At 56.4% G+C, this 23,247-nt stretch carries 23 protein-coding genes; 18 read left to right on the forward strand and 5 right to left on the reverse strand.

Annotated features, from left to right (window positions below):
- Nucleotides 1-229 precede the first annotated feature (229 nt).
- From ABLN94_RS14415 to ABLN94_RS14430, 4 genes are all read left to right on the forward strand, one after another.
- Complete coding sequence (locus ABLN94_RS14415) at nt 230-658, forward strand: GFA family protein (protein ID WP_352993408.1); 429 nt, start codon at nt 230-232, stop codon at nt 656-658.
- A gap of 256 nt (nt 659-914) precedes the next feature.
- Complete coding sequence (locus ABLN94_RS14420; RefSeq protein ID WP_352993410.1) at nt 915-2,831, forward strand: DUF3604 domain-containing protein; 1,917 nt, start codon at nt 915-917, stop codon at nt 2,829-2,831.
- Between the two features lie 301 nt (nt 2,832-3,132).
- Nucleotides 3,133-3,804 (forward strand): hypothetical protein, encoded by a 672-nt coding sequence (locus tag ABLN94_RS14425; protein ID WP_352993411.1) that lies wholly within the window; start codon nt 3,133-3,135, stop codon nt 3,802-3,804.
- The gene (locus ABLN94_RS14430) at nt 3,801-4,547 is read left to right on the forward strand and encodes a hypothetical protein (protein ID WP_352993413.1); all 747 of its coding nucleotides are present in this window, start codon (nt 3,801-3,803) and stop codon (nt 4,545-4,547) included. Before ABLN94_RS14425 ends, ABLN94_RS14430 begins: the two co-directional genes overlap by 4 nt.
- 76 nt (nt 4,548-4,623) lie before the next feature.
- On the opposite strand, the gene ABLN94_RS14435 is transcribed toward ABLN94_RS14430, so the two are convergent.
- A complete protein-coding gene (locus tag ABLN94_RS14435) occupies nt 4,624-5,619 on the reverse strand; it encodes a quinone oxidoreductase family protein (RefSeq protein WP_352993415.1) in 996 nt (331 codons plus the stop codon).
- Between the two features lie 92 nt (nt 5,620-5,711).
- On the opposite strand from ABLN94_RS14435, the gene ABLN94_RS14440 reads away from it, so the two are divergent.
- The gene (locus ABLN94_RS14440; RefSeq protein ID WP_352993416.1) at nt 5,712-6,548 is read left to right on the forward strand and encodes a LysR family transcriptional regulator; all 837 of its coding nucleotides are present in this window, start codon (nt 5,712-5,714) and stop codon (nt 6,546-6,548) included.
- Between the two features lie 63 nt (nt 6,549-6,611).
- Here the strand turns inward: ABLN94_RS14440 and ABLN94_RS14445 are convergent, their stop codons facing one another.
- Both ABLN94_RS14445 and ABLN94_RS14450 read right to left on the reverse strand, forming a co-directional pair.
- A complete protein-coding gene (locus tag ABLN94_RS14445; protein WP_352993418.1) occupies nt 6,612-7,331 on the reverse strand; it encodes a glutathione S-transferase family protein in 720 nt (239 codons plus the stop codon).
- Entirely contained in the window at nt 7,318-7,926 is a 609-nt protein-coding gene (locus tag ABLN94_RS14450) for an NAD(P)H-dependent oxidoreductase (protein ID WP_352993420.1), read from the reverse strand. The genes ABLN94_RS14445 and ABLN94_RS14450 overlap by 14 nt, the downstream gene beginning before the upstream one ends.
- A gap of 125 nt (nt 7,927-8,051) precedes the next feature.
- Here ABLN94_RS14450 and ABLN94_RS14455 point away from each other — a divergent pair, with 125 nt between their 5' ends.
- The 5 genes from ABLN94_RS14455 (at nt 8,052) to ABLN94_RS14475 (ending at nt 13,344) form a co-directional block, all read left to right on the forward strand.
- Nucleotides 8,052-8,432, forward strand: coding sequence for a winged helix-turn-helix transcriptional regulator (locus ABLN94_RS14455; protein ID WP_352993422.1), 381 nt, complete (start codon nt 8,052-8,054; stop codon nt 8,430-8,432).
- A gap of 229 nt (nt 8,433-8,661) precedes the next feature.
- On the forward strand, nt 8,662-9,612 hold the full coding sequence (locus ABLN94_RS14460) for a glycine betaine ABC transporter substrate-binding protein (protein WP_170495628.1): 951 nt from the start codon (nt 8,662-8,664) through the stop codon (nt 9,610-9,612).
- Nucleotides 9,613-9,689: 77 nt separating this feature from the next.
- Nucleotides 9,690-10,727, forward strand: coding sequence for a quaternary amine ABC transporter ATP-binding protein (locus ABLN94_RS14465; protein ID WP_352993424.1), 1,038 nt, complete (start codon nt 9,690-9,692; stop codon nt 10,725-10,727).
- Entirely contained in the window at nt 10,720-12,309 is a 1,590-nt protein-coding gene (locus tag ABLN94_RS14470; RefSeq protein ID WP_352993426.1) for an ABC transporter permease, read from the forward strand. Before ABLN94_RS14465 ends, ABLN94_RS14470 begins: the two co-directional genes overlap by 8 nt.
- A 54-nt stretch (nt 12,310-12,363) precedes the next feature.
- Nucleotides 12,364-13,344 carry an arginase family protein gene (locus ABLN94_RS14475; protein WP_352993428.1) on the forward strand — a complete coding sequence of 327 codons (981 nt, stop codon included), beginning with the start codon at nt 12,364-12,366 and terminating at the stop codon, nt 13,342-13,344.
- Here the strand turns inward: ABLN94_RS14475 and ABLN94_RS14480 are convergent.
- Nucleotides 13,341-14,312, reverse strand: a complete 972-nt coding sequence (locus ABLN94_RS14480) for an agmatinase (RefSeq protein WP_352993430.1) — start codon at nt 14,310-14,312, stop codon at nt 13,341-13,343. The genes ABLN94_RS14475 and ABLN94_RS14480 overlap by 4 nt on opposite strands.
- Nucleotides 14,313-14,743: 431 nt before the next feature.
- Here ABLN94_RS14480 and ABLN94_RS14485 point away from each other — a divergent pair, with 431 nt between their 5' ends.
- Entirely contained in the window at nt 14,744-15,715 is a 972-nt protein-coding gene (locus tag ABLN94_RS14485; protein ID WP_352993432.1) for a LysR family transcriptional regulator, read from the forward strand.
- Here ABLN94_RS14485 and ABLN94_RS14490 read toward each other — a convergent pair.
- The gene (locus ABLN94_RS14490; RefSeq protein ID WP_352993434.1) at nt 15,712-16,737 is read right to left on the reverse strand and encodes a LacI family DNA-binding transcriptional regulator; all 1,026 of its coding nucleotides are present in this window, start codon (nt 16,735-16,737) and stop codon (nt 15,712-15,714) included. The genes ABLN94_RS14485 and ABLN94_RS14490 overlap by 4 nt on opposite strands.
- Nucleotides 16,738-16,874: 137 nt before the next feature.
- On the opposite strand from ABLN94_RS14490, the gene ABLN94_RS14495 reads away from it, so the two are divergent.
- The 7 genes from ABLN94_RS14495 to ABLN94_RS14525 all read left to right on the forward strand — a co-directional run bounded on the left by ABLN94_RS14495 (nt 16,875) and on the right by ABLN94_RS14525 (nt 23,244).
- Entirely contained in the window at nt 16,875-17,060 is a 186-nt protein-coding gene (locus tag ABLN94_RS14495) for a hypothetical protein (RefSeq protein ID WP_170495615.1), read from the forward strand.
- Nucleotides 17,061-17,084: 24 nt separating this feature from the next.
- Entirely contained in the window at nt 17,085-18,230 is a 1,146-nt protein-coding gene (locus tag ABLN94_RS14500) for a TRAP transporter substrate-binding protein (protein ID WP_352993436.1), read from the forward strand.
- Between the two features lie 110 nt (nt 18,231-18,340).
- Nucleotides 18,341-18,853, forward strand: coding sequence for a TRAP transporter small permease (locus ABLN94_RS14505; RefSeq protein ID WP_352993438.1), 513 nt, complete (start codon nt 18,341-18,343; stop codon nt 18,851-18,853).
- 11 nt (nt 18,854-18,864) lie between these two features.
- A complete protein-coding gene (locus ABLN94_RS14510) occupies nt 18,865-20,193 on the forward strand; it encodes a TRAP transporter large permease (protein ID WP_352993440.1) in 1,329 nt (442 codons plus the stop codon).
- 12 nt (nt 20,194-20,205) lie between these two features.
- Complete coding sequence (gene hisD / locus ABLN94_RS14515; protein ID WP_352993441.1) at nt 20,206-21,513, forward strand: histidinol dehydrogenase; 1,308 nt, start codon at nt 20,206-20,208, stop codon at nt 21,511-21,513.
- A complete protein-coding gene (locus ABLN94_RS14520; protein ID WP_352993443.1) occupies nt 21,506-22,267 on the forward strand; it encodes an SDR family NAD(P)-dependent oxidoreductase in 762 nt (253 codons plus the stop codon). Before hisD ends, ABLN94_RS14520 begins: the two co-directional genes overlap by 8 nt.
- Entirely contained in the window at nt 22,264-23,244 is a 981-nt protein-coding gene (locus tag ABLN94_RS14525) for an alcohol dehydrogenase catalytic domain-containing protein (RefSeq protein ID WP_352993445.1), read from the forward strand. The genes ABLN94_RS14520 and ABLN94_RS14525 overlap by 4 nt, the downstream gene beginning before the upstream one ends.
- Nucleotides 23,245-23,247 lie beyond the last annotated feature (3 nt).

Genomic DNA, 23,247 nt, shown 5'->3' on the forward strand with positions numbered 1-23,247 from the left:
GGCCTTTTGGTTGGGCAACAGTTCGCGGAACTGACCTAACTCCGTATGCGAAGCTCGTAAACTTGCATGCGTGGCGGCTGTTTGATTGCAGCACTGGCTCGCGGTTCCGAGGGCAGCGGTGAACTGAACAGCCCTTGTCGCAATCCATTTCTGAAAGGTCCTTTTCGACCGCATATACACCCGATTTCAGTGAGAGTTTCTTGTGAGACTATGGACGAAGGTTATTGAAGTGACGACACAGGGTTATTGCCTTTGCAAATCCACACGATGGGAATTCGTCGGCGCGCCTACGTGGGAATGCTACTGCCATTGCGACGATTGCCGCCGAAATTGTTCAGCACCGGTGGTCGCCTGGCTGGGAGTGCCCCTGACGAATTTCAGATGGACCGGAGACGATCCAAAGACTCTTGAAAGTTCCAAGGGTGTATTCCGCCACTTTTGCTGGACATGCGGATCACCGATGGGTTTTGAAGCGAATCACTATCCGGGAGGAATGCATCTATATGCGCCTTCAATGGAAAATCCTGAGGAATTCGAGCCTACTTTTCATGTGAACTACCAGAGCAAGCTGCCTTGGCTAAAGTTAAATGATGATTTGCCGAAGTTTGAAGGCACGCTGCTACACACACCCAACGACCCAGACGGCTACCTCACTTAAAACTTGAAGCGGACTTATGAATGACTGCTTTGAGAAACCACAACTCAGCATTTCCTCCCGCTGATGAATGGCAGTGTAGGGCCATTTGCGTCTGAGTGGCGCCAACTGATATAGGGGGAAAGCCTTCGTTGTAGCTCAGAACCGCTCGTTCCTAGTGAATAGGTCGCGTCGGAATATCGCAGGTGTTTTCTGAACGATATCAATTGATGCGCTTAAGAACTGTGTGATTGTTTTGTCAGGCTTTCAGGAGATTATTATGGGTCGTCACCTCAATTCATCATTTCTTTCCCTCCCCATTATCTTGGTGGCGCACGCGCCTATTCTGGCACAGGAACTGAATATCGCCCCGACAGACCAGGCAATAACATACTCTCCATATTTGGACACAGACTACCCAAATCAGGTTTTCTTTGGCGACACGCATCTGCACACTGCATATTCTTCAGACGCCGGTCTGATTGGCGGCACGACGACCCCAGATGACGCCTTCCGTTTCGCAAAAGGCGAAGAAGTGACGTCTTCCAACGGTATCCCGGCCCGCCTCCAAAGACCGCTAGATTTTCTTGTTGTGTCTGATCACGCTGAGAACCTCGGACTTCCGATCGCACTCGAGGAAGAGGATCCGTCCCTTACGGAAAACGAATGGGGGAGGGAAATTGTAGACATCTTTGCTCCCAGGACGATCGATGCGCAGCTGGCAGCTTATGAGCATTGGTTTTCCGCAGTGAATGAACCCGACGGAGCAGATCCTTTGGCGGGGACTGCGTTTGGCCAAACAATGTGGGAGCGTGTAACTCAGGCAGCTGAGGCACATAACCAACCCGGCGCGTTCTCGGCATTCATCGGCTACGAATGGACATCCGGCCCTGACGGGAACAATCTGCACCGCGTACTGGTTTACCGAGATGGCAAAGATCGAGCGGATCAATTCGTGCCATTCTCTGCCTATGACAGTGATGATCCAGAAGATTTGTGGGACTGGATGGCGAAATACGAAGACACAACCGGTGGTCGGATACTTGCCATCCCTCATAACGGGAATCTGTCAAATGGGTTGATGTTCGATGATGTCACACTGTCTGGTGAACCGCTCACCGCAGAATATGCCGAAACCCGGATGCGGTGGGAGCCCATCTACGAGGTAACGCAAATTAAGGGCGACGGTGAGGCGCATCCGATGTTGTCGCCAGATGACGAGTTTGCCGACTATTACACTTGGGATGCGGGTAGCTTTGGAGCCGAACCCAAAATGCCTGAAATGCTACCGCGAGAGTATGCCCGTTCGGCCTTGCAGCGCGGACTCAAGTTCGAGGCGGAGCTTGGGGTCAACCCGTTCAAATTCGGAATGATCGGCTCCACCGACTCTCATACAGCCTTGGCTACGTCTCAAGAAGATAACTTCTTCGGCAAAATTGCCTTGGTGGAGCCCACAGCTGACCCAGTCCGCTATGAAGAGGTTGTAACGGGTCGCTTCACACCCGATGACCCGTCAGATGACCAGTTCCATTCCGACGCGCTCGCCTCTGGGTTGGCAGCGGTCTGGGCACGCGAGAACACGCGTGAGGCAATCTGGGACGCGATGATGCGTAAAGAGGTTTTTGCCACAACTGGAACCCGTATGCGCGTGCGCGTGTTCGGAGGCTGGGACTTCGAGGAGTCTGATTTGGTTCGCTCTGATTTCGCAGCGCAAGGATATGATCGAGGTGTTCCCATGGGCGGAGACCTCACGGACGCTCCTGCGAGCGCTGCACCCAAAATGCTGATCCGCGCAGTTCGGGATCCTGACGGAGCAAACTTGGATCGTATTCAGATCGTAAAGGGTTGGACAACAGCAGACGGAGAACTGCAAGAGCGCATCTATAATGTGGCGTGGTCCGGAGACCGTGATCTGTCTGCGGATGGTACACTTCCGGCCGTTGGGAACACTGCAAATACCGAAACAGGGACTTATACCAACGAAATTGGCGCGCCTTTTCTTGAAGGCTATTGGTCCGACCCGGATTTTGATCCGGCACAACGCGCGTTTTACTATGTTAGAGTCCTCGAAATTCCGACGCCCTCCTGGTTGGTCTATGACCGCCTCGCACTTGGCGTTGAAATCCCCGAAGGTAAAACCTTGGTTCAGCAAGAGCGCGCTTACACGTCACCTATCTGGTACACGCCGGGAGGTTAAATGGGTGTTGAATGCAGGGTTGCATCTTGAATGTATCGCTAAAAGCTCGCTTTTTCTGACCGCTGCAAGAGTTGCGCCGGCTTGAAAAAAGGTGACAGCTCAAGGCTTTGCCAGTTTCGATTTGTGGTATATTATACTTGACGCAGATTTGCCCGGGAAAACTGAGAGAAAGCCCGCTTACCTGCTCTCTCTCCTTATAGGTTTAAAAGACTGCAGAGAATTTTTCTCACTCTGGCAAAAAATCATGCTAAACTGCTCGTAATTAAATACCTGTAAACAATGTTTTCTCTAGTGACCTGTTTTGAAAGAACCTGAAAAACTGCGCCGAAATTGCAGAGAAGGAAATGCCCAGTTACAGCAGACGCGCCGCGCCCTGCCTTTTGTTTTGGCGGTCTTCAGCAATTCAATGAATGCTTCGACCACCCCTGCAGAAGGAACTCTGCACAGGGGGCATGGTATCGTCTCATGCGACCCGACCTTGATCGGCCAGTTGCGGTTCAATGTCAGCTCTCCCGCCGACCTGAGTGTGCTGGCAAGTACTGCTGGGGTCGTAATTTTTCTTTTTTCCCCTGCAGTGCGGAATTTGCTGGTTAGGGAAAATTCAAACGCATTGTCTTTGGGGTTTTGCGGAGGGTTGATTACTCTGCTTGCTATTGAGGATCTGTTTCTTATCCACGAGAATGCGCTGGTGAATGAGAGTTTTTTTTTCTTAACCTACATTCTGATCGTGGCAATCGGATGTGGACTGTTCTGGAAGCAGTTCAATCGACACCCGACTGGGATTGCAATCGCAGCGATGCCCATATTCGCAGTTTCGCTTGTGGTCCACAGGCTGAAATCTTCGGCTCATACCAGCATCGAGGATTTCCGGAAACCAATTGAGGACAGTTCAAAATTCACTGGTGCCGTATGCAGCTTAGTTTTACTGTGTAAAACCAGCGCTGCTGCCAAACTGGAAAGAGTGCCGCTGTGAGGGACGAAGCCAACGATCTGCAACAGGTCTTGGAGAGGCCAGGTGAAACGGAACTTCCGTTGTCCTCAAAATATTTGTGGCAGTTAATCTATTACGGAATTCCTGCAATGGCGGTAATTTCGATAGTGATGACGGAGGTAAAAGCCCGCAGCGAGAACACCATTTTAATCGAGATCGGGGACCGCTTCATTCTGAATAATGAATTGAGCATTCCGACTGTCCTAAGCTTCCTGCTAATGGTGATGGCGGCCCAACTGGCGGTGTTGACCTACTTTGTTTGCCAAAAGAACAAGAGATCGGCGCTGAACCTGAATTGGCTTTTGGCAGCTGCAGCATTGGTGGCAATGGCCTTTGATGAAGTTGCTCAACTGCATGAAAGGGTGCCTGCGCCGGTGTTTCGAGAGTATTTTCTTGATCATGGCTGGATCTTTGCCGGGCTGATGTTGCTGGGAGCACTCGCTATTTTTTGTATTCCTTTCATGCTTTCATTGCCGCGCTACCTGGCAAAACAACTCTTTACGGCTTTCGCTATCTTCTTCTTCGGTGCCATCGTACTTGAAGGGATCGGCGGCTTTTACGCAACGCGGGCTGGAAAGGATGCATTCTATTACTTCATGACAACTCTCGAAGAATCCGCCGAACTGGTTGGGATTACATACCTGAACGTTGTTCTGATCGAGTATGTCTCAAAGCTTCGGCTCGTTCTGAGATTTGAAGAGGCTCCGGGCAGAAAACCCTGGTAGGCTCAGACTTTGTAGTAGTCATCAAAATGGCGGCGAATTCGATGTCGCCGCCAAAAGGAGTGGTCGCCACTATCGCTCAATCGATGGTCAGTACCAGTTTGCCCGTCGTTTCGCCCGATTCCAGACGGCGGTGTGCTTCGGCGGCTTTCGCGATAGGCAATGTGGTGATCTGTGGGCGGACAACGCCTTGTTCCAGAAGGTCAAAAACCTTCGTCAAATCAGCATTAAATTCATCAGGACGATTGATGAAATAGGTGTAGATGTCACTGACCCGAACTGCGACGGACTTCTGAAAATGCTTGGTGAGGTCTTCGCCAAACGTGCCGGCAGGAGGACCGGCAAGGAAGCCGAACAATACAACCGTACCCAGTGGAGCCAGTGCTTCAAGGTCGGATTTCAGTGTTTCGCCCGAAATTGGGTTCAAAGACAGATCGACACCGCGCCCGTGGGTAATGTCCATCACACGGGCGGCGACTTCTTCCGTACGGTAGTCGATCACGTGGTCCGCCCCTTGAGCCCACGCGTAGTCGACCTTGTCGGTGCTGGCCGAGGCAATCACCGTCAGGCCCAGATGCTTGGCGATGTGCTGGATCATCGTTCCGACGCCACCTGCGGCGGCGTGGACCAATACTGACTTTCCAGCTGTCGCGCCGCCCAGATTGACCAACATGTGATAGGCAGTCATCGCATTCACGGGAAGTGCTGCAGCAAGATCAAAGCCAATATCGCCGGCAATCTGCGTCACGTATGGCGCACCGATGACGGAGTGGCTGCCATAGCCGCCCGCGCCAATCGGCCCCATCCAGGCAACCCGGTCCCCGATTGTGAAACCTTCTACGCCTGCGCCGATGGCTTCGACAACGCCGGCGCCTTCAACCCCTGGCACTTGCGGCAATTCTGGCATCATGCCTTCAGGCATCTCACCACGGCGGATGATTGTGTCGATAAAGTTCACGGCACCAGCATGGTTGCGGATCAGGATTTCTCCGGCATCAGGCTGCGGGTTTCTGCGTTCTGCTTGGCGCAAAACCTCTGGCGCGCCAGTTTGGGTGATTTCTACAGCGTAGGGCATTGTGAATCTCCTTTGTGTTGCAAAAAAGATAACGAGCGCTGGCGCTGGAGATAATAGTTGATACTGGGAGTAATTATCCTGAAAATGGAATAATGATCTACAACGACCTCGCCCTTTTTACCGCCGTTGCAAAGCACCTCAGCTTTTCCGATGCGGCAGAGCACCTGAACATCCCTCTTAGCCGTGTCAGTCGCAGGGTGGCCGAATTGGAAGATCACCTGGGGACTAAACTGTTTGAACGCACAACCCGTCAAGTGCGCCTGACCGAAAAGGGGCGGCGGCTATTGGATTGTTGTCAGGAGCCTGTCGAAGCGCTGCAGAGCATTGCTGGATTTACCGGAGACACCAGGCATCACACGATCCGCATCACTGCCCCGCCATTGGCCGCCCGCACGACCATTGGCCCGCGTCTGTTGGAGTTTGCCGCTCGGAACCCGGAAGTTCGAATTGATTTAACCACGACTAACACCATGCTGGATTTCTTTCGTGACAATATCGACCTGGCTTTTCGCCTTGGACCGCTGAGCGACTCAAGTCTTGTGGCAAAGCGGCTTTGGGCGGTGCCCTACTGCTTCTGCGCGGGAGCTGGGTTTGTCGCCGAACACGGGTTGCGAGGAACTCTATCTCGGCAGCGATTGCTGGCTTTGCCTGCATTGTCCTCAGGTCAGCCTTGGGCGCTGCAGACAGGGGAGGTGGTTCAGCCTCCGCATGTTGTGCACAGGTTGATTGATCTTGATGTCGTTGCCGAAGCCGCCCGCCGTAATCTGGGCATCGCCATGCTGCCAACGGACATGACGGGACGTGATTTGCTGCAGTTGCAGGTCACGGACACGATCCCTTTGGTCCGCGATATGTTCGCCGTCTATCCTGACCGCCGCCTGCTGCCTGCGCGTGTCAGGAACCTGATTGATTTCATGGCGGGCAAGTGACGCGCCAGTAGTATCTAAGGGCGTCATTTTCCTGGATAAGGGCCATTGAACTTCGACCAGCGCTCACCCTTTTTTCACATCCCCGGAAAATCGCGCAGCGTTCTCTTTGGAAAAAGCGCTGGCATCTGCATTTGCGTCCCAGAATTGAGGGTTAGGCTTAGGTATGGTCAGCGCTTTTTGCACGGCGGGACGCGCGTCGATGCGTTTGAACCAGGCATGAAGGTGCGGCAGGTCATCGATGTCGACCCTTGCCCAGACATAAGCGCGTGCCCACGGATAGAGCATCATGTCTGCAATGGTGTATTCACCGACCGCGATCCAGTCCCGCCCGTTCAATCGAGCGTTCATCACTTCAAGCAAGCGGCGACTTTCGTCGATATAGCGTCGGATCGAAAATGGCTCGACATGGCCGTTGGGGGCGGCGATGTGCTGGAAATACATTGCCTGACCCATCATTGGGCCGATATGGCCGACCTGAAACAGCATCCATTGCATCACTTCTGACCGTTTGGTGGGGTCAGAAGGCAGAAATTTCCCGTATTTTTCGGCCAGATGCCACAGGATTGCGCCGCTTTCGAAGATCGCGCGATCCTCGGATCGATCCACGATAGTCGGGATTTTCCCATTGGGATTAAGCGCCAGAAACTCTGGCGCTTTCTGTTCCTGCTTGGAAAAATTGACGTGCGTCAGATCGTAAGGAACGCCAGCCTCTTCCAACAAGATGACTGGCTTGTAGCCGTTCATCGTGCCTGCGGTGTAAAGATGGATATCAGGCTGGGACATGTTCGACCTCGGCAAAAGCGGTTTTCAGATGTGCTTCGTAGCGGGCGAAGTCACTTTCGATGTTCGGGTTCTTCATGACATCGAAGGCAGCAAAGGTGGGCAGAGCCTGCATGGCCATGAACCTCGCCGTCAGGTGCAGCGGGCGTAGCAGGTCATCAACACTACTTCCGGCAAAGAACGGCTCGGCAGGGTTGTCAAAGGCTTCCTTGGGGGCGTTGAAAGTGACGGACAGCATGTATTTCTTGTCGGTCAGCTTTCCGCCCATGCCATAGTTTGCCGTTGGAGCGTCAGAGGTCCGGCCATCACCATTGGCAAACCGCCCGTCCATGCCCATGGTATAGACTTCGTCCATATATTTCTTGAATACCCAAGGAACACCCATCCAGTTCACTGGGAACTGCATGATGATCGCGTCTGCCCATAAATGCGCTGCGATTTCTGCGTTCGTGTCATAACCATCGGCAACGGTGGTGACACGCACGGTGTGGCCCATTCGAGTCAGGCTGTCGCGTGCCAGTTTCGTCAGGCTGGCATTCAGGGTTCCGGGGGCTGACTCATATGGCTGCGTACCGTTTACGATCAGGAAGTTGCTCATGTCCGTGTCCTTGTTGTGGAGCGCACCACTTGACTTGTGGTGGGTCTGAGGAGAAGTTGTGATCTAAGGTGTAAAAAGCAACCAGTATACTTTTGGTAACCTGCGACTTCAGGAAAGACCCAGTGATGCGTGCACAAATCAAAGCAGACGAGAACGGGCGCAAACGTGCTGTGGATACGTGTCTTGAACCTTGTCCGATCGAACGCGGGATGCGGATTTTGGGCGGAAAGTGGACAGGGTCGATTCTGTGGCACCTGAAAGACGGGCCGACGCGTTTCAATGATCTCTCTCGGCTGATCGGAGGGGCCAGCAAGAAGATGATTACAGAGCGGTTACGCCAGCTTGAGGCGCAGGGTCTTGTAACGCGCAATGTCCTACAGACCTCTCCGGTTTCGGTTGAATATGCGATCACTGACCTGGGGAAGACGGCTTTGGGATTTCTGGACGAGTTGCGAAAGTGGGCAGATTCTCTGCCGGCATCAATTTCAGGCAAAGATTTGCAATAATTTGCAAAAAACAAAAACTAATCTACGATAATATCGCATGCATGGGTTTGTCGCTCCAGCCTCTTGATGGGTGGTGCGCTGGCATGTTTCAATTTTCTGGCCAACTCGGTGTATCGTGCCGTTGGCCAAAACGCTCGGGAAGTTTCGCTTTCCGACAATTGCCTGAAAGGTGCGTCACGGTCAGACCGGGAAAAATAAGCACCACAGACGACCAACATGGAGATATAAAATGAAAAAAATTGCAACGCTATTGGGAGGCGCGTCAATGGCGATCGCCGGACCGGCGATGGCGGCCGATATTGTGATCGGTGTTCCGAACTGGCCTTCAGTGAACGCGACGGCGCACATCTTGAAGGTGGCGATCGAACAGAACCTGGGACTTGAGGTCGAACTGCAGAATGGCACCAACCCGATCGTGTTCGAGGCGATGGATTCTGGCGCGATGCATGTCCACCCCGAGGTCTGGATGCCGAACCAGCAGAACCTGCATGACACCTATGTCACTGACAAAGGCACCGTTGCATTCAATCCAAACGGCGTTGAGGCGTTCCAGGGTATGTGCGTCGACAAGGCGACGGCGGATGCCAATGATATCCGGTCGATCGACGATCTGACCAACCCCGATATTGCGGCGCTGTTCGATAGCAATGGTGACGGTCAGGGTGAGGTTTGGATCGGGGCGCCAGGCTGGGCATCGACCAACGTCGAGAAAATCCGCGCTAAGTCCTATGGATATGATCAGGTCATGGAGCTGACCGAGATTGACGAGACGGTGGCGTATGCGAACCTCGACAACGCGATCAAGGCGGGCGAGCCCTGGGTCGGATTCTGCTACACGCCACATTACGTGTTCGCGCTGCATGACATGCAGATTCTGGAAGAGCCGGCCTATGACGCGTCCAAGTGGAATGTCCTGCAGCCCACCGACGATCCGGAATGGCTAGAGAAATCCGAGGCCGGTGTGGCCTGGGATCTGGCCTATCTTCACCTGCACTATGCAAAGTCCCTCGAGGATGAGTTCCCCGAAGTTGCCCAACTACTGGCCAACATGAAGCTGGACACTGAAACAGTGTCGGCCATGACCTATGCGCTGGTGATCGAAGGCAAAGAGCCGCTGGCTTACGCCGAAGAATGGGTGACCGCAAACGAAGATGCTGTTCTGGGCTGGATGTCACAGTGATTGACGCCGACCGGAGCTGAAACTCGGGCAGGCCGTCGGAATCGTCCGGCGGCCTGTTCTGCATCAAAGGGACAAGTATGACCGAAACAGTCGTAAAACTGACGGATGTCTGGAAAATCTTTGGCGCTCGGGCCGAAGAAGCCATGGCTGCCGTGCGGAACGAGGGGATTGGAAAACCCGAAGTTCTGGAGAGATTCAATTGCGTCGTGGGTGTGCAGGGTGCCACCTTCGAAGTGCCTCGGGGCGAGATTTTTTGCATTATGGGCCTGTCTGGCTCGGGCAAGTCTACGCTGGTGCGGCACGTTAACCGTCTGATCGAGCCGACTTCCGGCAAGATCGAGATTTTGGGCCATGATGTGTCCAAGATTTCAGAGGCCGAACTGCGCCGGATTCGTGCGCAGCAGATCGGGATGGTGTTCCAGCACATGGCGCTGATGCCGCATCGGTCGGTGCGGGACAACGTGGCCTATCCGCTGGAAATTCGCAAAGTATCGAAGTCCAAGCGCTGGGCGGTTTCCGACCACGCGCTGGGTCTGGTGGATCTGACCGGCTATGAAGACCGCCTGCCCAAAGAGCTGTCAGGTGGTATGCAACAGCGGGTGGGGATTGCCCGCGCGCTGGCCTCTGACCCGGAAATCCTGCTGATGGACGAACCGTTCTCGGCCCTTGATCCGCTGATCCGTCTGCAATTGCAGGATCAGTTCAAGGCGCTGGTGGCGCAATTGCAGAAGACCACTCTGTTCATTACCCACGATCTGGACGAGGCCATTCGCATCGGCCACCGTATCGCCATCATGAAGGACGGTGTGATCGTGCAGATCGGCACGCCGGAAGACATCGTCATGAACCCGGCTGACGACTATGTGCGAGAATTCGTTCAGGGCATCTCCAAGCTGAAACTGGTCAAGGCGCATTCGATCATGGAGCCGATGGGCAGCTTTTCCGGATCGCTGGACGGCGCGCCGCGCGCAGATGAGGGCGCGGATCTGGATCAGTTGATCGACCTTGCAGTGAACACCGATATGCCGGTCGTCATCACGGACTCTGGCAATGACGTGGGCGTTGTAACCAAGCCGCGCCTGCTGCGCGGAATTCAGGGGGGCAAAAATGACTGATGCAGCAATGGAAATGAAAGTCACAGCCGCCTCGGATATCGAAGTGGATCGCGAGGCGCTGGATCGGTCCATCCACGAATTTGCCGGTCCGAATGGCGACTATTATGTCAACGCCTTCCACAAAATTCACGATGCCACCAGCCCGGTGCCCAATACTTTCAATATCTGGGCGGCGGTGTTGGGGCCATTCTGGTCGGCGTCGCGGGCCATCTGGGGCATGTTCTGGACCTTTCTGATCCTCGAGATCATCGCCTGGGTTCAGATTGGACGCGGTGCCTGGGGCAATCCAGGGGCTGATCTGGCCGAACGGGCCGAACGTCAACAGACCCGTGCGAACGAATTGCTGGAACGGGCAGCGGCGGCCACGGAACAAGCCGATATCGACCGGTTCAACCGTCTGGCAGAAAACATCCAGAAAGCGGCGGATAATAGCTTTGCCCAGGCACAGGCCGCGCAGGCCGAGGCGACGGGGATCATGATCACCGGCCTGTTGATGCTGCTGGTGTTCAAACTGGCACAAGGGTTCTACGCTGATCGGGTTTATGAAAAGCAGTACTCGAAATGGCGGATTGATCCGGCCACCACAGAAAGCGGTCGGTCCACGCGCAACACGGTGCTGGGCGCAGTGTTGGTGGCCGCGATTGCGCCGCTGATCATCTATAAGTTCACTGTAAACGCGTCGCTGGCGATGCTGGATGCCTTCCCGGAAGAACAGGTTTCAGCATTGATACTGGGCGAAGGCGAAGGGACCTTGTTCTCGAATCTGGCCAGTTGGATGGAGGCACAGATTGACGCCGCAGCAGCCGCAGGAGGTGACGTCTTTGACGGAATCGTCGCCGGCGTGCGTTCTGTTCTGGATGCGTTGACAGTTGCATTGATCGGGTCTCCGTGGCCGGTTGTCATGCTGGTGATCTGTGTGACCGCCTGGCGCGCAGCAGGGCCACGCGTGGCGATCTTCACGGCCTCTTCGCTGGCCTATATCGCCCTTCTGGGCTATTGGGATGTGGCGATGGAGACAGTGGCGCTTGTCGGTGCGGCGGTGCTGCTGTGTGTTGTGTTCGGCATTCCGCTGGGCATCTGGTTTGGCAAGTCCAAACGCGCCTATCGCGCGGCAGAGCCCGTGCTCGACCTGATGCAGACGCTTCCGGCCTTTGTGTACCTGATCCCGATCATTGCCTTTTTCGGCACAGGCAACCCGCCGGGCATTTTGGCCACGATCATCTTCGGCATGCCGCCAGTCATTCGACTGACTGCTTTGGGGATGCGCGGTGTACCGGACAGTATCAAGGAGGCAGCAGTGGCCTTTGGAGCATCGAAATGGCAATTGCTGAAGGATGTTGAAATCCCGCTGGCCTTGCCTTCGATCATGACCGGGGTAAACCAAACCATCCTGATGTGCCTGTCGATGGTGGTGATCATCTCGCTGATCGGTGGCGGCGGTCTGGGCAAGGAAATCCTTGAGGCGCTGCAATACGCTGCCAAGGGTCCGGGTCTGCTGGGCGGTTTTGCCATCCTGTTCCTTGCAATGGTGATGGACCGGATCGTGCAGGGCGCCTTCCGGCGAGAAGACGAGAAAATCTAAACAAACCCGCCCCCGGTTTCAGCCGGGGGCGTTTTTCTTTTACTGGGGAAGACAATGACCGACCGTTATGAACAATCCATGATGGAAAACCTCTACTGGTGGGGGGTGCCCACCTTGTTCCGCTGCCCGAATGTCGGGCCCGAAGGGCAGGATATCGCGTTGGTGGGCGTTCCCCATTCCACTGGAAATGGCACGACCGAGCGGGATCAGCATCTGGGTCCGCGCGCGCTGCGCCATGTCTCGGCCGTGCAACGTCGGGTACATTCATTGTTCGAGATCGACCCTTGGAACAGTGCACGGATTGCCGATGTGGGCGACGTGCCGTTTCCCAAGGCCAATGACAACGAGGACTGCATCGAGCGCATCACGGAGTTTTACAAGGATATCGACGCGGCAGGCGCGCGGCCTGTCTCGGTCGGTGGCGATCACTCCATAACGGGTGGGATCGTGCAGGCGTTGGGCAAAGGCAAGTTGGCAGGTGGTGAACCGATCAGCTTCCTGCATCTGGACGCGCACACGGATGTGTTTACCAAGGTTGATCATTTTCTGGGTGCCAAGAAATCTGCGGCGCACTGGGGGGCGTATCTGGCAGATCAAGGGCAGGTCGACCCGACGCGGTCTATGCAGATCGGGCTACGGGGGCATCCGCGCAGCCTGGACTGGCTACAGCCGTCATACGACTATGGCTACAACATCGTCACCATGCGGGAATTCCGACAGCGCGGGCTGGAGGATGTGGTGGCGCAGACCAAAGAGGTTCTAGGTGATCGCCCGGTCTATATCACCTTCGATCTGGACTGCCTCGACCCAACTGTTGCGCCTGCGGTGTCCAATCTGGAACCCGGTGAGAAAGGGTTCGACATTGACGAGGCCGTCGGCATCATACGCGCGGCGCGCGGGTTGAACATTGTGGGCGGAGACGTGGTTTGCATGATGCCCACTAAGGACAGCCCCAACAACATCACTGCCCTGACCGCGGCAGCGGTGATGTTCGAGATGATCTCGATGATCGCGGAAAACGTCAGCGCGGCCTAGAGCCGCCGCACATCGACAGCCTGCGCCAGAACGCAGAGCAGTTCGAACATCAGCGAGATGCCAAGCCAGGCCGTGCCGCCCTCGGGATCGAAGGGCGGCGCAACTTCGACCAGATCGGCCCCGACCAGATTGATACCAGCCATCTTGCGGATGACTTGCTGCGCTTGAAAACTATTCGGTCCGCCGATTTCCGGTGTGCCGGTGCCGGGGGCATAGGTCGGGTCCACAAAGTCGATGTCATAGGTGCAATAGGTGGGTGCGGTGCCGACGATGCTGCGCACCTCGGTCATGACGTCGTCGATGCCCCGATCAAACAGTTCTTCGATGCGGATGATGCGAATGCCCTGCGCCTCGCCCCATTCGATGTCCTCGGTGTTGTAGGCCGTGCCGCGAATACCGACCTGCACAAAGCGTTTGGGGTCGACCAGCCCTTCCTCGACCGCGCGTCGGAACGGAGTGCCGTGGGTAAATTTATGGCCACCGAAATAGGTGTCGAAAAGGTCTGTATGGCTGTCGAACTGGATCAGACCCAAAGGCCCGGATTGGGCCAGCGCGCGCAGCACCGGCAGGGTGGTCAAATGATCCCCTCCGGCGGTCAGCGGGGTAATGCCGCGGGTGCGCAATTCCGAGTAGAAGGCGGTAACCCGGTTCAACGTATCCCCGATATCCACCGGGTTTGGCGCGACGTCCCCCAGATCGGCGCAATTGACCAATGAGAAAGGCGCGACGCCTGTCACCGGGTTCATGGCCCGGATCATCGTTGAAAAATCTCGCAACTGCCGTGGCCCATGCCGCGCGCCAGGGCGATTGGTGGTGCCTCCATCCCAAGGGATGCCGACCAATCCAAGCTCAACCTCGCCGATACGGTCATGATCCAACGGGACGCTGGGCAAACGCATGAAGGTGGGGATGCCCGCGAACCGGGCAAGCTCCATCGCCGAGACTGGCTGAAAAAACGAATTGGTCATCTGGTCCCCATCTTCTGAGTTTAGTTACGTGAGCCTAGCGACAGATGTGTTGCTTGGGAATGGTCTGACTCGCCTAGATCAGGATGCGGAAGCGAATGCGGTTTTTGACGACCTGCGCGCCCGTCAGTTCTTCTAGCGGGCGGGGTGCTAACGGTTGGGAGAGACAGGGTAATCTTACCCAATTTCTCCTCGTTGCCCCGTTTAGATTTTTTCGAAACATTCAATCTGGTCGGGGCCGGTGTTTTCAACGTGAAAAACGGTTTGGTTGGACTCAAGTGAACGGTTTTTGCTAAATTAAACCGTTAAGTGCAGGCTAATATTGAGATCAGGATTGACTGTGAGCAGCTCCGACTGGGTAACTTCCCCATTGTCGTTGGCCGAAAATTTTGCTTGGTTCTATTTCGAAGAAATCGAAACAATGGGTGTGCGCAGTGTCGAAACCTCTGAGCCTTCGTTGGCTGGAAATCTTCCGGCTTGTCGCCAAATCGGGGTCGATCCAGCAAGTCGCGTCTGAGACAAGTTTGTCCATCAGCACTGTCTCGAACCACCTACGCAATCTCGAGGCTGCGCTGGGGGTCGACCTCGTTGATCATGGGCGGCGCCCGATGGGCCTGACCCCTGCGGGAGAGGTGTTTGCGCGTTACGTGCGCGACGGGCTGACGGTGCTGAAACGAGGTGAGGCCGAAATTCGCTCGGGCAACTGGCAGCACGCCACGGATCTGCGGCTGGCCCTTGTCAACGATTTCGACAACCAGATCGCCCCAGACCTTTTCCGTTTTCTGGCTCAGGCCCTGCCGCGGTGCAGTTTCCGACACTACACGCGCCCAAGCCATGAGATTATTACCAATTTGCAAGAGCACAAATTGGACGCCGGAGTTGCCACCCGGCCCTCGGAACGGACCGATGGGCTGAAAGAATATCCGCTGATGCGGGATCCTTTTATCGTGATCTTGCCCAACTCCTATCAGGGCACACCCGAAGACTTGCTGACGCCGGACGCAGAGTTGCCTCTGTTGCGCTATTCTCGGGATTACATGATAGGCAAGCAGATTGAAATTCAGCTGACCCGCAGCAAGTACAATCTCCCCAACCGGTTTGAAATGGAGTGCAACCACTCGATCATTGGTCTGGTCGCCGAAGGCAGTGGTTGGGCGATCACAACCGCCGCCTGTTATCATCGTGGTCAAAGGTTCCACGATAGCGTCGTGGCGCTTCCGTTCCCAGGTCGGAACTTCGTTCGCACGGTGTCTTTGTTCACGACCGAGGTGTATCCCGAGACGACCTCGAAGCTGATCCAAAAGGTGATGGCCCAACTGATCCGGCAGCATTTCACCGATCCGATGTGCGCAAGTCATACGTGGTTGAAAGATGATTTCCGTACCATGGAGTCCGAGACCGCCTAGGTGCCGGCTGGCGGCCCGAGGGATTGGCGCTCAACGATATGCGTCGCCAGCCGTGCGCTTGTGCCGGAGCCTTGGTTTTCGAGCATTCTAACCAGTTCCAGCGCGGCCTTTCGGCCCATTTCCCGGTGCGGTACATGCACAGTGGTCAATGCGGGCGTCGCGATCCGCGCCAGTTCGATGTCGTCAAACCCGGTGATGGAAACGTCCTTGGGGACTTGCAACTTCATTTCTTGCGCCCGGTGCAGTGCGCCCACGGCCAGGACATCGTTGCCGCAAAGGATCGCAGTGGGCGGCTTGGTGTGCGACATCATCTTGGAAAAGGCTTCGGCACCGTTTTCAATCTCATAGGGTGTTTCTACGATGGTTAGGTCTGAGGTTGATAGATTGCTCTGTCTGACCGCGTCCTTAACGCCCTCAATCCTCAGGCGGGCTCGATCATTGCCCGCACTGATGCCAGAAATCATGCCAATATTTCTATGCCCCAGCTCAATCACACGGTTTGCCAACTCGGCCATCGCCGTACGGTTGTCAAAGCCGATGGAGGCAATCTGCGCATCGGGCAGATACGACCAAGCGACCAGCGTGGATATACTCCTGCGCTCAAGTTCCTCATAAATCCGAGGGTCGCGATCATGCCCAATCAACAGCAACCCATCCGCGCCACGCGCGACCAGGGTTCTGATTTGTTCTTCTTCAATCTCGGGGTTGTAGGCAGAGCTTGAAACCAGCAGCGTATAGCCGTGCTGATGCAACTCTTCCTGAAACGCCTGTAGGCCACGGGCGAAGATTGCATTTTCCATCGTTGGAATGATCGCGCCTATTGTCGACGTTCGCTTGGCCGCCATTACGCGCGCGGCAAAATTTGGCATGTATCCTAGCGCATCAACTGCTGACTGAACCCGTTCGCGCGTCGCCTCGACCACCTGGTCCGGGTTATTCAGGCAGCGCGACACTGTCGCTGTCGAAACTCCGGCCAGTTTGGCTACGTCATCCAATGTTGGCGCCGATCGAAGTTTCGACATTTCCAAACCTGCAATTCACTTTTGCCAATAAGTTTAGCCTCAAGTGCGCCTCAAGGAAAGCAGTTATGTAAGCGCTTGCATTTTTCATGTAAGCGCTTACAAGTGTCGTCGGACCGAATCCAAAGGGAGTCCAGGAAATGTTTCTGACCGCATCCATCATCGTGTTCGTCATCTACTTTGCGAACGTCGCCATGGGTGCCTTTGCGGGCAGCGCGTTTCTGGGGGACGTAGGTGAGATGTTGGTTCTGTTCGCGGCGTCGATCCTGTTCGTTGTCGCAATTCTGAAAAAGGAGGCTGACCGCGACGCAGAAAGCGACAGCTGACTTTTTTGCTTGGGAGGGCATTTGATGAACAACGACAGAAGTGATCTGGCGTCGGAAGAGCGCCGCAATTTCCTGAAACTCAGCGCCGGTGGCGCGTTCACGGCGGCGATGGTTGCCGGTGCCGCTGGGGTGCTGTGGTCGTCCGAGGCCGCCGCGCAAACCGCCAGGGAAGAGAGTGAGCGCGAGAAGGCGGCTGAGCATGTGATGACAATTGCCACAGCCTATGTGTTGGGCGCGTCGCGCAGCTATCCGATTATGCAACTGGACCTGAAGGAAAACATCCAGAACGCCACCAATGGCAAGGTGTATGTAAAGCTGGCACCAGGCGGGCAGCTAGGTGCAGGCGGATCGCTGGTACAGAAAGTGCAGGGCGGCACCATTCAGGCCGCGCAGCATTCGCTGTCGAACTTTGCGCCGTTTGCCTCAACCGTTGACCTGATCAACATGCCGTATCTGTGTGGCTCGAACCAGCGTTTCACCAACCTGGTGCATTCCGATACCTGGAAGAACGAGGTTCACCCCAAAGTCGAGGCCGCCGGGTTCAAAGCATTGTTCTACGTGGTGATCGACCCGCGTGTTGTCGCGGTGCGTCAGGGTGGCAATCCGATTGTCACGCCAGCGGATATGAGTGGCGTGAAGTTCCGCGTGCCGGGCTCGAAAATGCTGCAGCAATATTATCGCATGGTGGGTGCGAACCCGACACCGGTTGCGTGGGGCGAGACCCCTTCGGCGATCAAGCAGGGCGTGGCCGATGCGCTCGATCCGTCGGTTGGTGCACTGTATGTGTTTGGCTTCAAGGACATCCTCAGCAATGTGACTTTCACGCAGGCGGTGCCGGACAGCCAAGTCTATTCCTGTAACCTCGAATGGTTCAACTCGATGCCAGCGGATGTGCAGGAAGGCATCATGTGGGGTTCGGAGATGACCAGCCATCAGAACCTGTCCAAGGTCCCTTCGGCTCGCGCCTATGCCATGGCCGAGTTGAACAAGGCCGGTGTGCAGTTCCAGTCGCTGACTGATGATCAACTGGCCGAATGGAAAGATGTTGGCGGTTATCAGCGGTCGGAATGGGATCCGTTCAAGACCGAGTTGGCCGGGTCGATGGACAACTTCGAAAAGCTGGTCGAAGCGGCCGGCACACAGGGCAAATATTACGTCCACGACGCGTAACGCCATCTTGAGTGCCCGTGCTGGGCGCTCGGTTTTACCACTGACAGTCAGGCTTGAAAGGGCCCGAAACAGAAGGCGTGTGCCTGGCTGTTCTATCGCCGAGGGATAAGATGACCATTCTTCAAAACATAGACCGCAACGCTGAGCGCTGGCTTCTGCTGGTGTTCTACGTGATGCTGGTCATTACCATGGCCATCGAGGTTCTGCGGCGCGAGATTTTCGCATTCTCCTCGATCTGGGGCGAAGAGATCGTCCGCTATTCCTTTATCTATCTTGCTTGGATCGGGGCGGCGGCGGCGGTCAAGGAACGCGCCCATATCCGCATCGACGTTATCATGCATTACTTGGGGCAGCGCCCGAAGGCGGTGCTGTATATCTTCGGTGATCTGGTGATGTTCGTGGTGGCGATCATCGCGTTGTACTGGTCCTTCGAAGCCGTGCATGTCTCGGCCAAGTTTGGATCGGTGACGGATGGACTGCGGGTATCGAAGGTCTGGTTCCTGATGGCCGTACCCACCGGATTTGCGCTGATGATCTGGCGTCTGATCCAGTCTTTCCTGCGTGATTTGAAATCCCTTCGTGACGGCACGCCCGTTTTCGAAGGCGACAAACTATTTGATTGAGGAGATCTTGGATGCTCTGGAACTCCCTCAATCAAACCGTTGAACTGGGCTGGGATTTCTACGTCCCCGTGATCCTGTTCGTCGGCCTGATCGCCATGGCCGTACCGGTCTGGGCCGCCATTGGCTCAGCTGCGATCGTCATGCTGATCATGTCCGGCGACCTGCCACTCAGCCTTGTGGGCGAGAGCCTGTTCACCGGCATCGACGCCTTTGCCCTGACCGCCGTGCCACTGTTCATCCTGACCGGTGACGTTTTGGTGCGTACCGGGCTGTCTCGCAAATTTCTCGATGTGGCCGAGGCGCTGACCTGCTTCGCCAAGGGCGGTTTTGGCTCGGCGACCGTGCTAGTCTGCGGTATGTTCGCTGCGATCTCTGGCTCGGACGCGGCAGGTGCTGCCGCCGTAGGCCGGATGACCATCAACCGGTTGGTCGAAAGTGGCTATCCGCGCCCCTATGCCTGTGCGTTGGTGGCGGCAGGGGCCTGTACCGGCATTCTGATCCCGCCTTCGATTGCTTACATCATTATCGGATTGGTGCTGGGTATTTCTGCCTCGACCCTGTTCCTTGCCGCTCTTATCCCAGGCTTGGCCATTCTGGTCTCGATCCTGATCACCAACATCATCATGAACCGCATCTACGCCTATGAAGGCGGCGGCATGATGACCATGGGTGAATGGCTGGCCAACCTGGTCAATGCGCTGAAATCCGGCTGGTATGCTTTCATCGTGCCCGGCATCATCTTCTACGGTATCTTCTCGGGCCGCCTGACACCTACCGAGGCTGGTGCGACTGCAGTGGTCGTCACTATCATCATGGGTTTCATTCTGCGAACGCTGACACTGGCCGACTTCCCCTCGATGTTGGTCAGCTCGGCCAAGGTGAACGGGGTTATCCTTCCGATCATTGCCTTCTCCGCTCCCTTGGCCGAGGCGCTGGCGATCATGGGGGTGCCGCAAGGCTTTGTGACCTCGGTGACGGCCATGACCGATGATCCTTACCTGCTGATCCTGCTGATGATCGGCATCCTGATCGCTGCGGGCTGTGTCATGGAGACGACACCGAACATCGTCATCCTCGCGCCAATCCTGAAACCGCTGGCGGACAATATCGGCATGAACGAAATCCAGTTCTGCATCATGATGATCACCGCGCTGGGTGTGGGCTTTATCACCCCGCCGCTGGGTCTGAACCTGTTCGTTGTATCTGGCATTACAGGCGAGTCCATTCTGAAGATTGCCGCGCGTGCCGTGCCATTTGTATTGACGATGCTGATCGTGGTGATCCTGATCGCCTACGTTCCGGCGGTATCGACCACCCTGCTTCCTGAAATCTACCAATAGGATCTTTTGACCATGCCTCGTGACTATCTCAAAAAGGCGACTTTGACGGCGCAATCTCATGCCACCGAGGTGCATGATACGGTCAAGACCATTCTTGCCGATATTGAGTCAGGTGGGGACGCCAAGGCGCTGGAATATGCGGCCAAGTTCGACAAGTTCGACGGCAATGTCCTGATGACTCAGGACGAGATCGATGCGGCCATTGCGCTGGTGCCGGAAAAACTGAAACAGGACATCCGGTTTGCCCATGACAACGTCCGCCGCTTTGCCGAAACGCAGAAGGCCACGGTGTCAGACGTGCAAATGGAGATCGTGCCGGGTTTCATAGCCGGCCAAAAGGCGATCCCTGTGGATGCGGCGGGGTGTTACGTGCCGGGTGGGCGCTACAGCCATATCGCCAGTGCGATCATGACTGTGACCACAGCTAAAGTAGCAGGATGCCGTCACATCACCGCTTGCTCGCCTCCGCGTCCGGGCGAGGGTGTTGCCCCCGCAATCGTCTATGCCGCACATATCTGCGGCGCCGACAGCATTCTGGCCATGGGCGGTGTACAGGGCGTGGCCGCGATGACCTATGGCCTGTTCGGTCTGCCGCGCGCCAATATCCTTGTCGGACCCGGCAACCAGTTCGTGGCCGAGGCCAAGCGTATTCTTTACGGCAAGGTTGGCATCGACATGATCGCGGGCCCAACAGATAGTCTGATCCTTGCTGATGGCAGCGCTGACGCCCATGTAGTGGCAACCGATTTGGTCAGTCAGGCCGAGCACGGGTATAACTCACCCGTCTGGCTTGTGACGGATGACCGTGCGCTTGCGCAGAAGGTGATGGAACTTGTTCCCACCCTGATCGAAGACCTGCCCGAACTCAACCGCGAAAATGCCTCCGCCGCGTGGCGTGATTATGCTGAAGTGATCGTCTGTTCGGACCGTGAGGAGATGGCGGCCTGCTCCGATGAGTACGCCCCGGAGCACTTGACAGTTCAGGCCGAGGATCTGGATTGGTGGCTGGACCGGTTGACCTGCTATGGCTCGCTATTTTTAGGTGAAGAAACCACTGTCTCCTATGGTGACAAGGCCACCGGCACGAACCATGTGCTGCCGACCTCTGGCGCGGCCAGCTATACTGGCGGGTTGAGCGTCCACAAATACATGAAGATCGTTACCTGGCAGCGTGCAACGCGAGAAGGGTCGAAACCGATAGCGGTGGCAACGGCGCGTATCTCTCGGCTGGAAGGAATGGAGGGACATGCCCGCGCGGCGGACGTGCGTCTGGCCAAATATTTCCCCGACGAACAGTTCGACCTGAACGCAGATGGGTGACCCGAGAACGCTTTTTGATCTGACGGGGCGAGTGGCCTGCGTCACCGGAGCCAGTTCGGGTCTTGGTCGCCGAGCGGCTGTGGCGTTGGCCGCTGCAGGTGCGCGCGTGGTCGGCGTGGCGCGCAGGGCCGAAGCTCTGGCCAAGATGCAGCAAAAGATCGGTGAATGTGCCGACACCGTAGTTGCTGACGTGGCCGACCGGTCGAAAATTGGCGAAATGGTGGAACGGGTCGGGTCGAAGTTCGGCCCCCCCGACATCCTTATTCATGCCGCAGGGGTGAACACCCGGGAAGCGGCTGATGACGTGACGCCCGAGAAGTGGGACGCAACCCTCGCCCTGAACCTCAGTGCGCCATTTTTTCTGAGCCAGGCGATGGTACCTGCCATGAAGGAACGTGGTTGGGGGCGCGTCGTGAATTTTGCCTCGCTGCAGACCACGCGGGCTTTTCCGGGTGGCATTGCCTATGGCGCAACCAAGGCCGGGGTGGGGCAACTGACCCGCGCTATGGCCGAGGCGTGGTCGCCTCACGGCATTACCGCAAACGCCATCGGTCCGGGGTTTTTCCCGACAGAGCTGACACAGGCCGTATTCGATGACCCGGAACGTGCCGCACGGAACGCGGCCCAGACCTGCATCCAACGCAACGGACGAATGGAAGATATAGACGGACCAATCCTGTTTCTGTGCTCAAAGGCGTCGGATTACGTCACCGGGCAGGTGCTGATGGTTGACGGAGGGTTCACGGCGAAATGAAAGCTCTGGTCTATGAAGGTGTGGAGCAGGTGGCGCTCCGGGATGTGCCGGACGCAGCATCGCGCAACGGTGAGCACCTTATCCGTGTCGAAGCCGCAGGCATTTGCGGTTCGGACATGCACGCTTATCTGGGGCATGACGCCCGGCGTCCGGCGCCGCTGATCCTTGGGCATGAGGCCGCAGGTACTGTCGTGGGAGGTCCGCGCGACGGGGCGAGGGTGACAATCAACCCGCTGGTGACCTGTGGCACCTGCGCGGTCTGTCGGACTGGGCGCGAGAATCTGTGCGCGGATCGTCAGATCATCTCGATGCCACCACGCGAAGGGGCTTTTGCCCAATACGTCGCCATGCCGGAAACCAATCTGGTCGAGGTGCCGGACCATGTGAGTTTCGCCAAGGCGGCTCTTGCCGAACCGCTGGCAGTCAGCTGGCATGCTGTTCGGCTTGCTCTTGATGCGATGCATCCGGCGATGGACCGCAAAGCGCTGGTGATCGGCGGCGGAGCCATCGGTGTGGCGGCGGCGCTGGCCCTGTCAGCGGCTGGGGTTGAGGACGTTGTAATCGTTGAGCCCAGCGACCTGCGGCGCACATATTTGCGGCGCAAGGATGCGTTCAATGTAGTAAAAGAAGCGACCGAAACCTTCCCGCTGGTGATCGACGCGGTCGGGTTTGCCGCTACCCGCGCCACGGCTTCAGCGTTGGTGCAGCCGGGCGGCGTGATCGCGCATGTCGGGCTGGGTGAGGATGCCGGAGGGCTGGATGTTCGCCGCATGACCTTGCAGGAAATCACTTTTATCGGCACCTATACGTATACGGCCGAGGATTTCCGGCAGACTGCACAGGCCATTTTTGACGGCCGTCTAGGTACGTTGGACTGGATTGAGGAACGAACCTTGTCCGAAGGGGCGGATGCGTTCCAGGACTTGCGCAAAGGGGGCGTCGCGGCCCCGAAAATCATCCTCGCGCCGTGGGCATAGACC

It is taken from the genome of Ruegeria sp. SCP11, from assembly GCF_040329455.1.
Classification (GTDB): domain Bacteria; phylum Pseudomonadota; class Alphaproteobacteria; order Rhodobacterales; family Rhodobacteraceae; genus Ruegeria; species Ruegeria atlantica_E.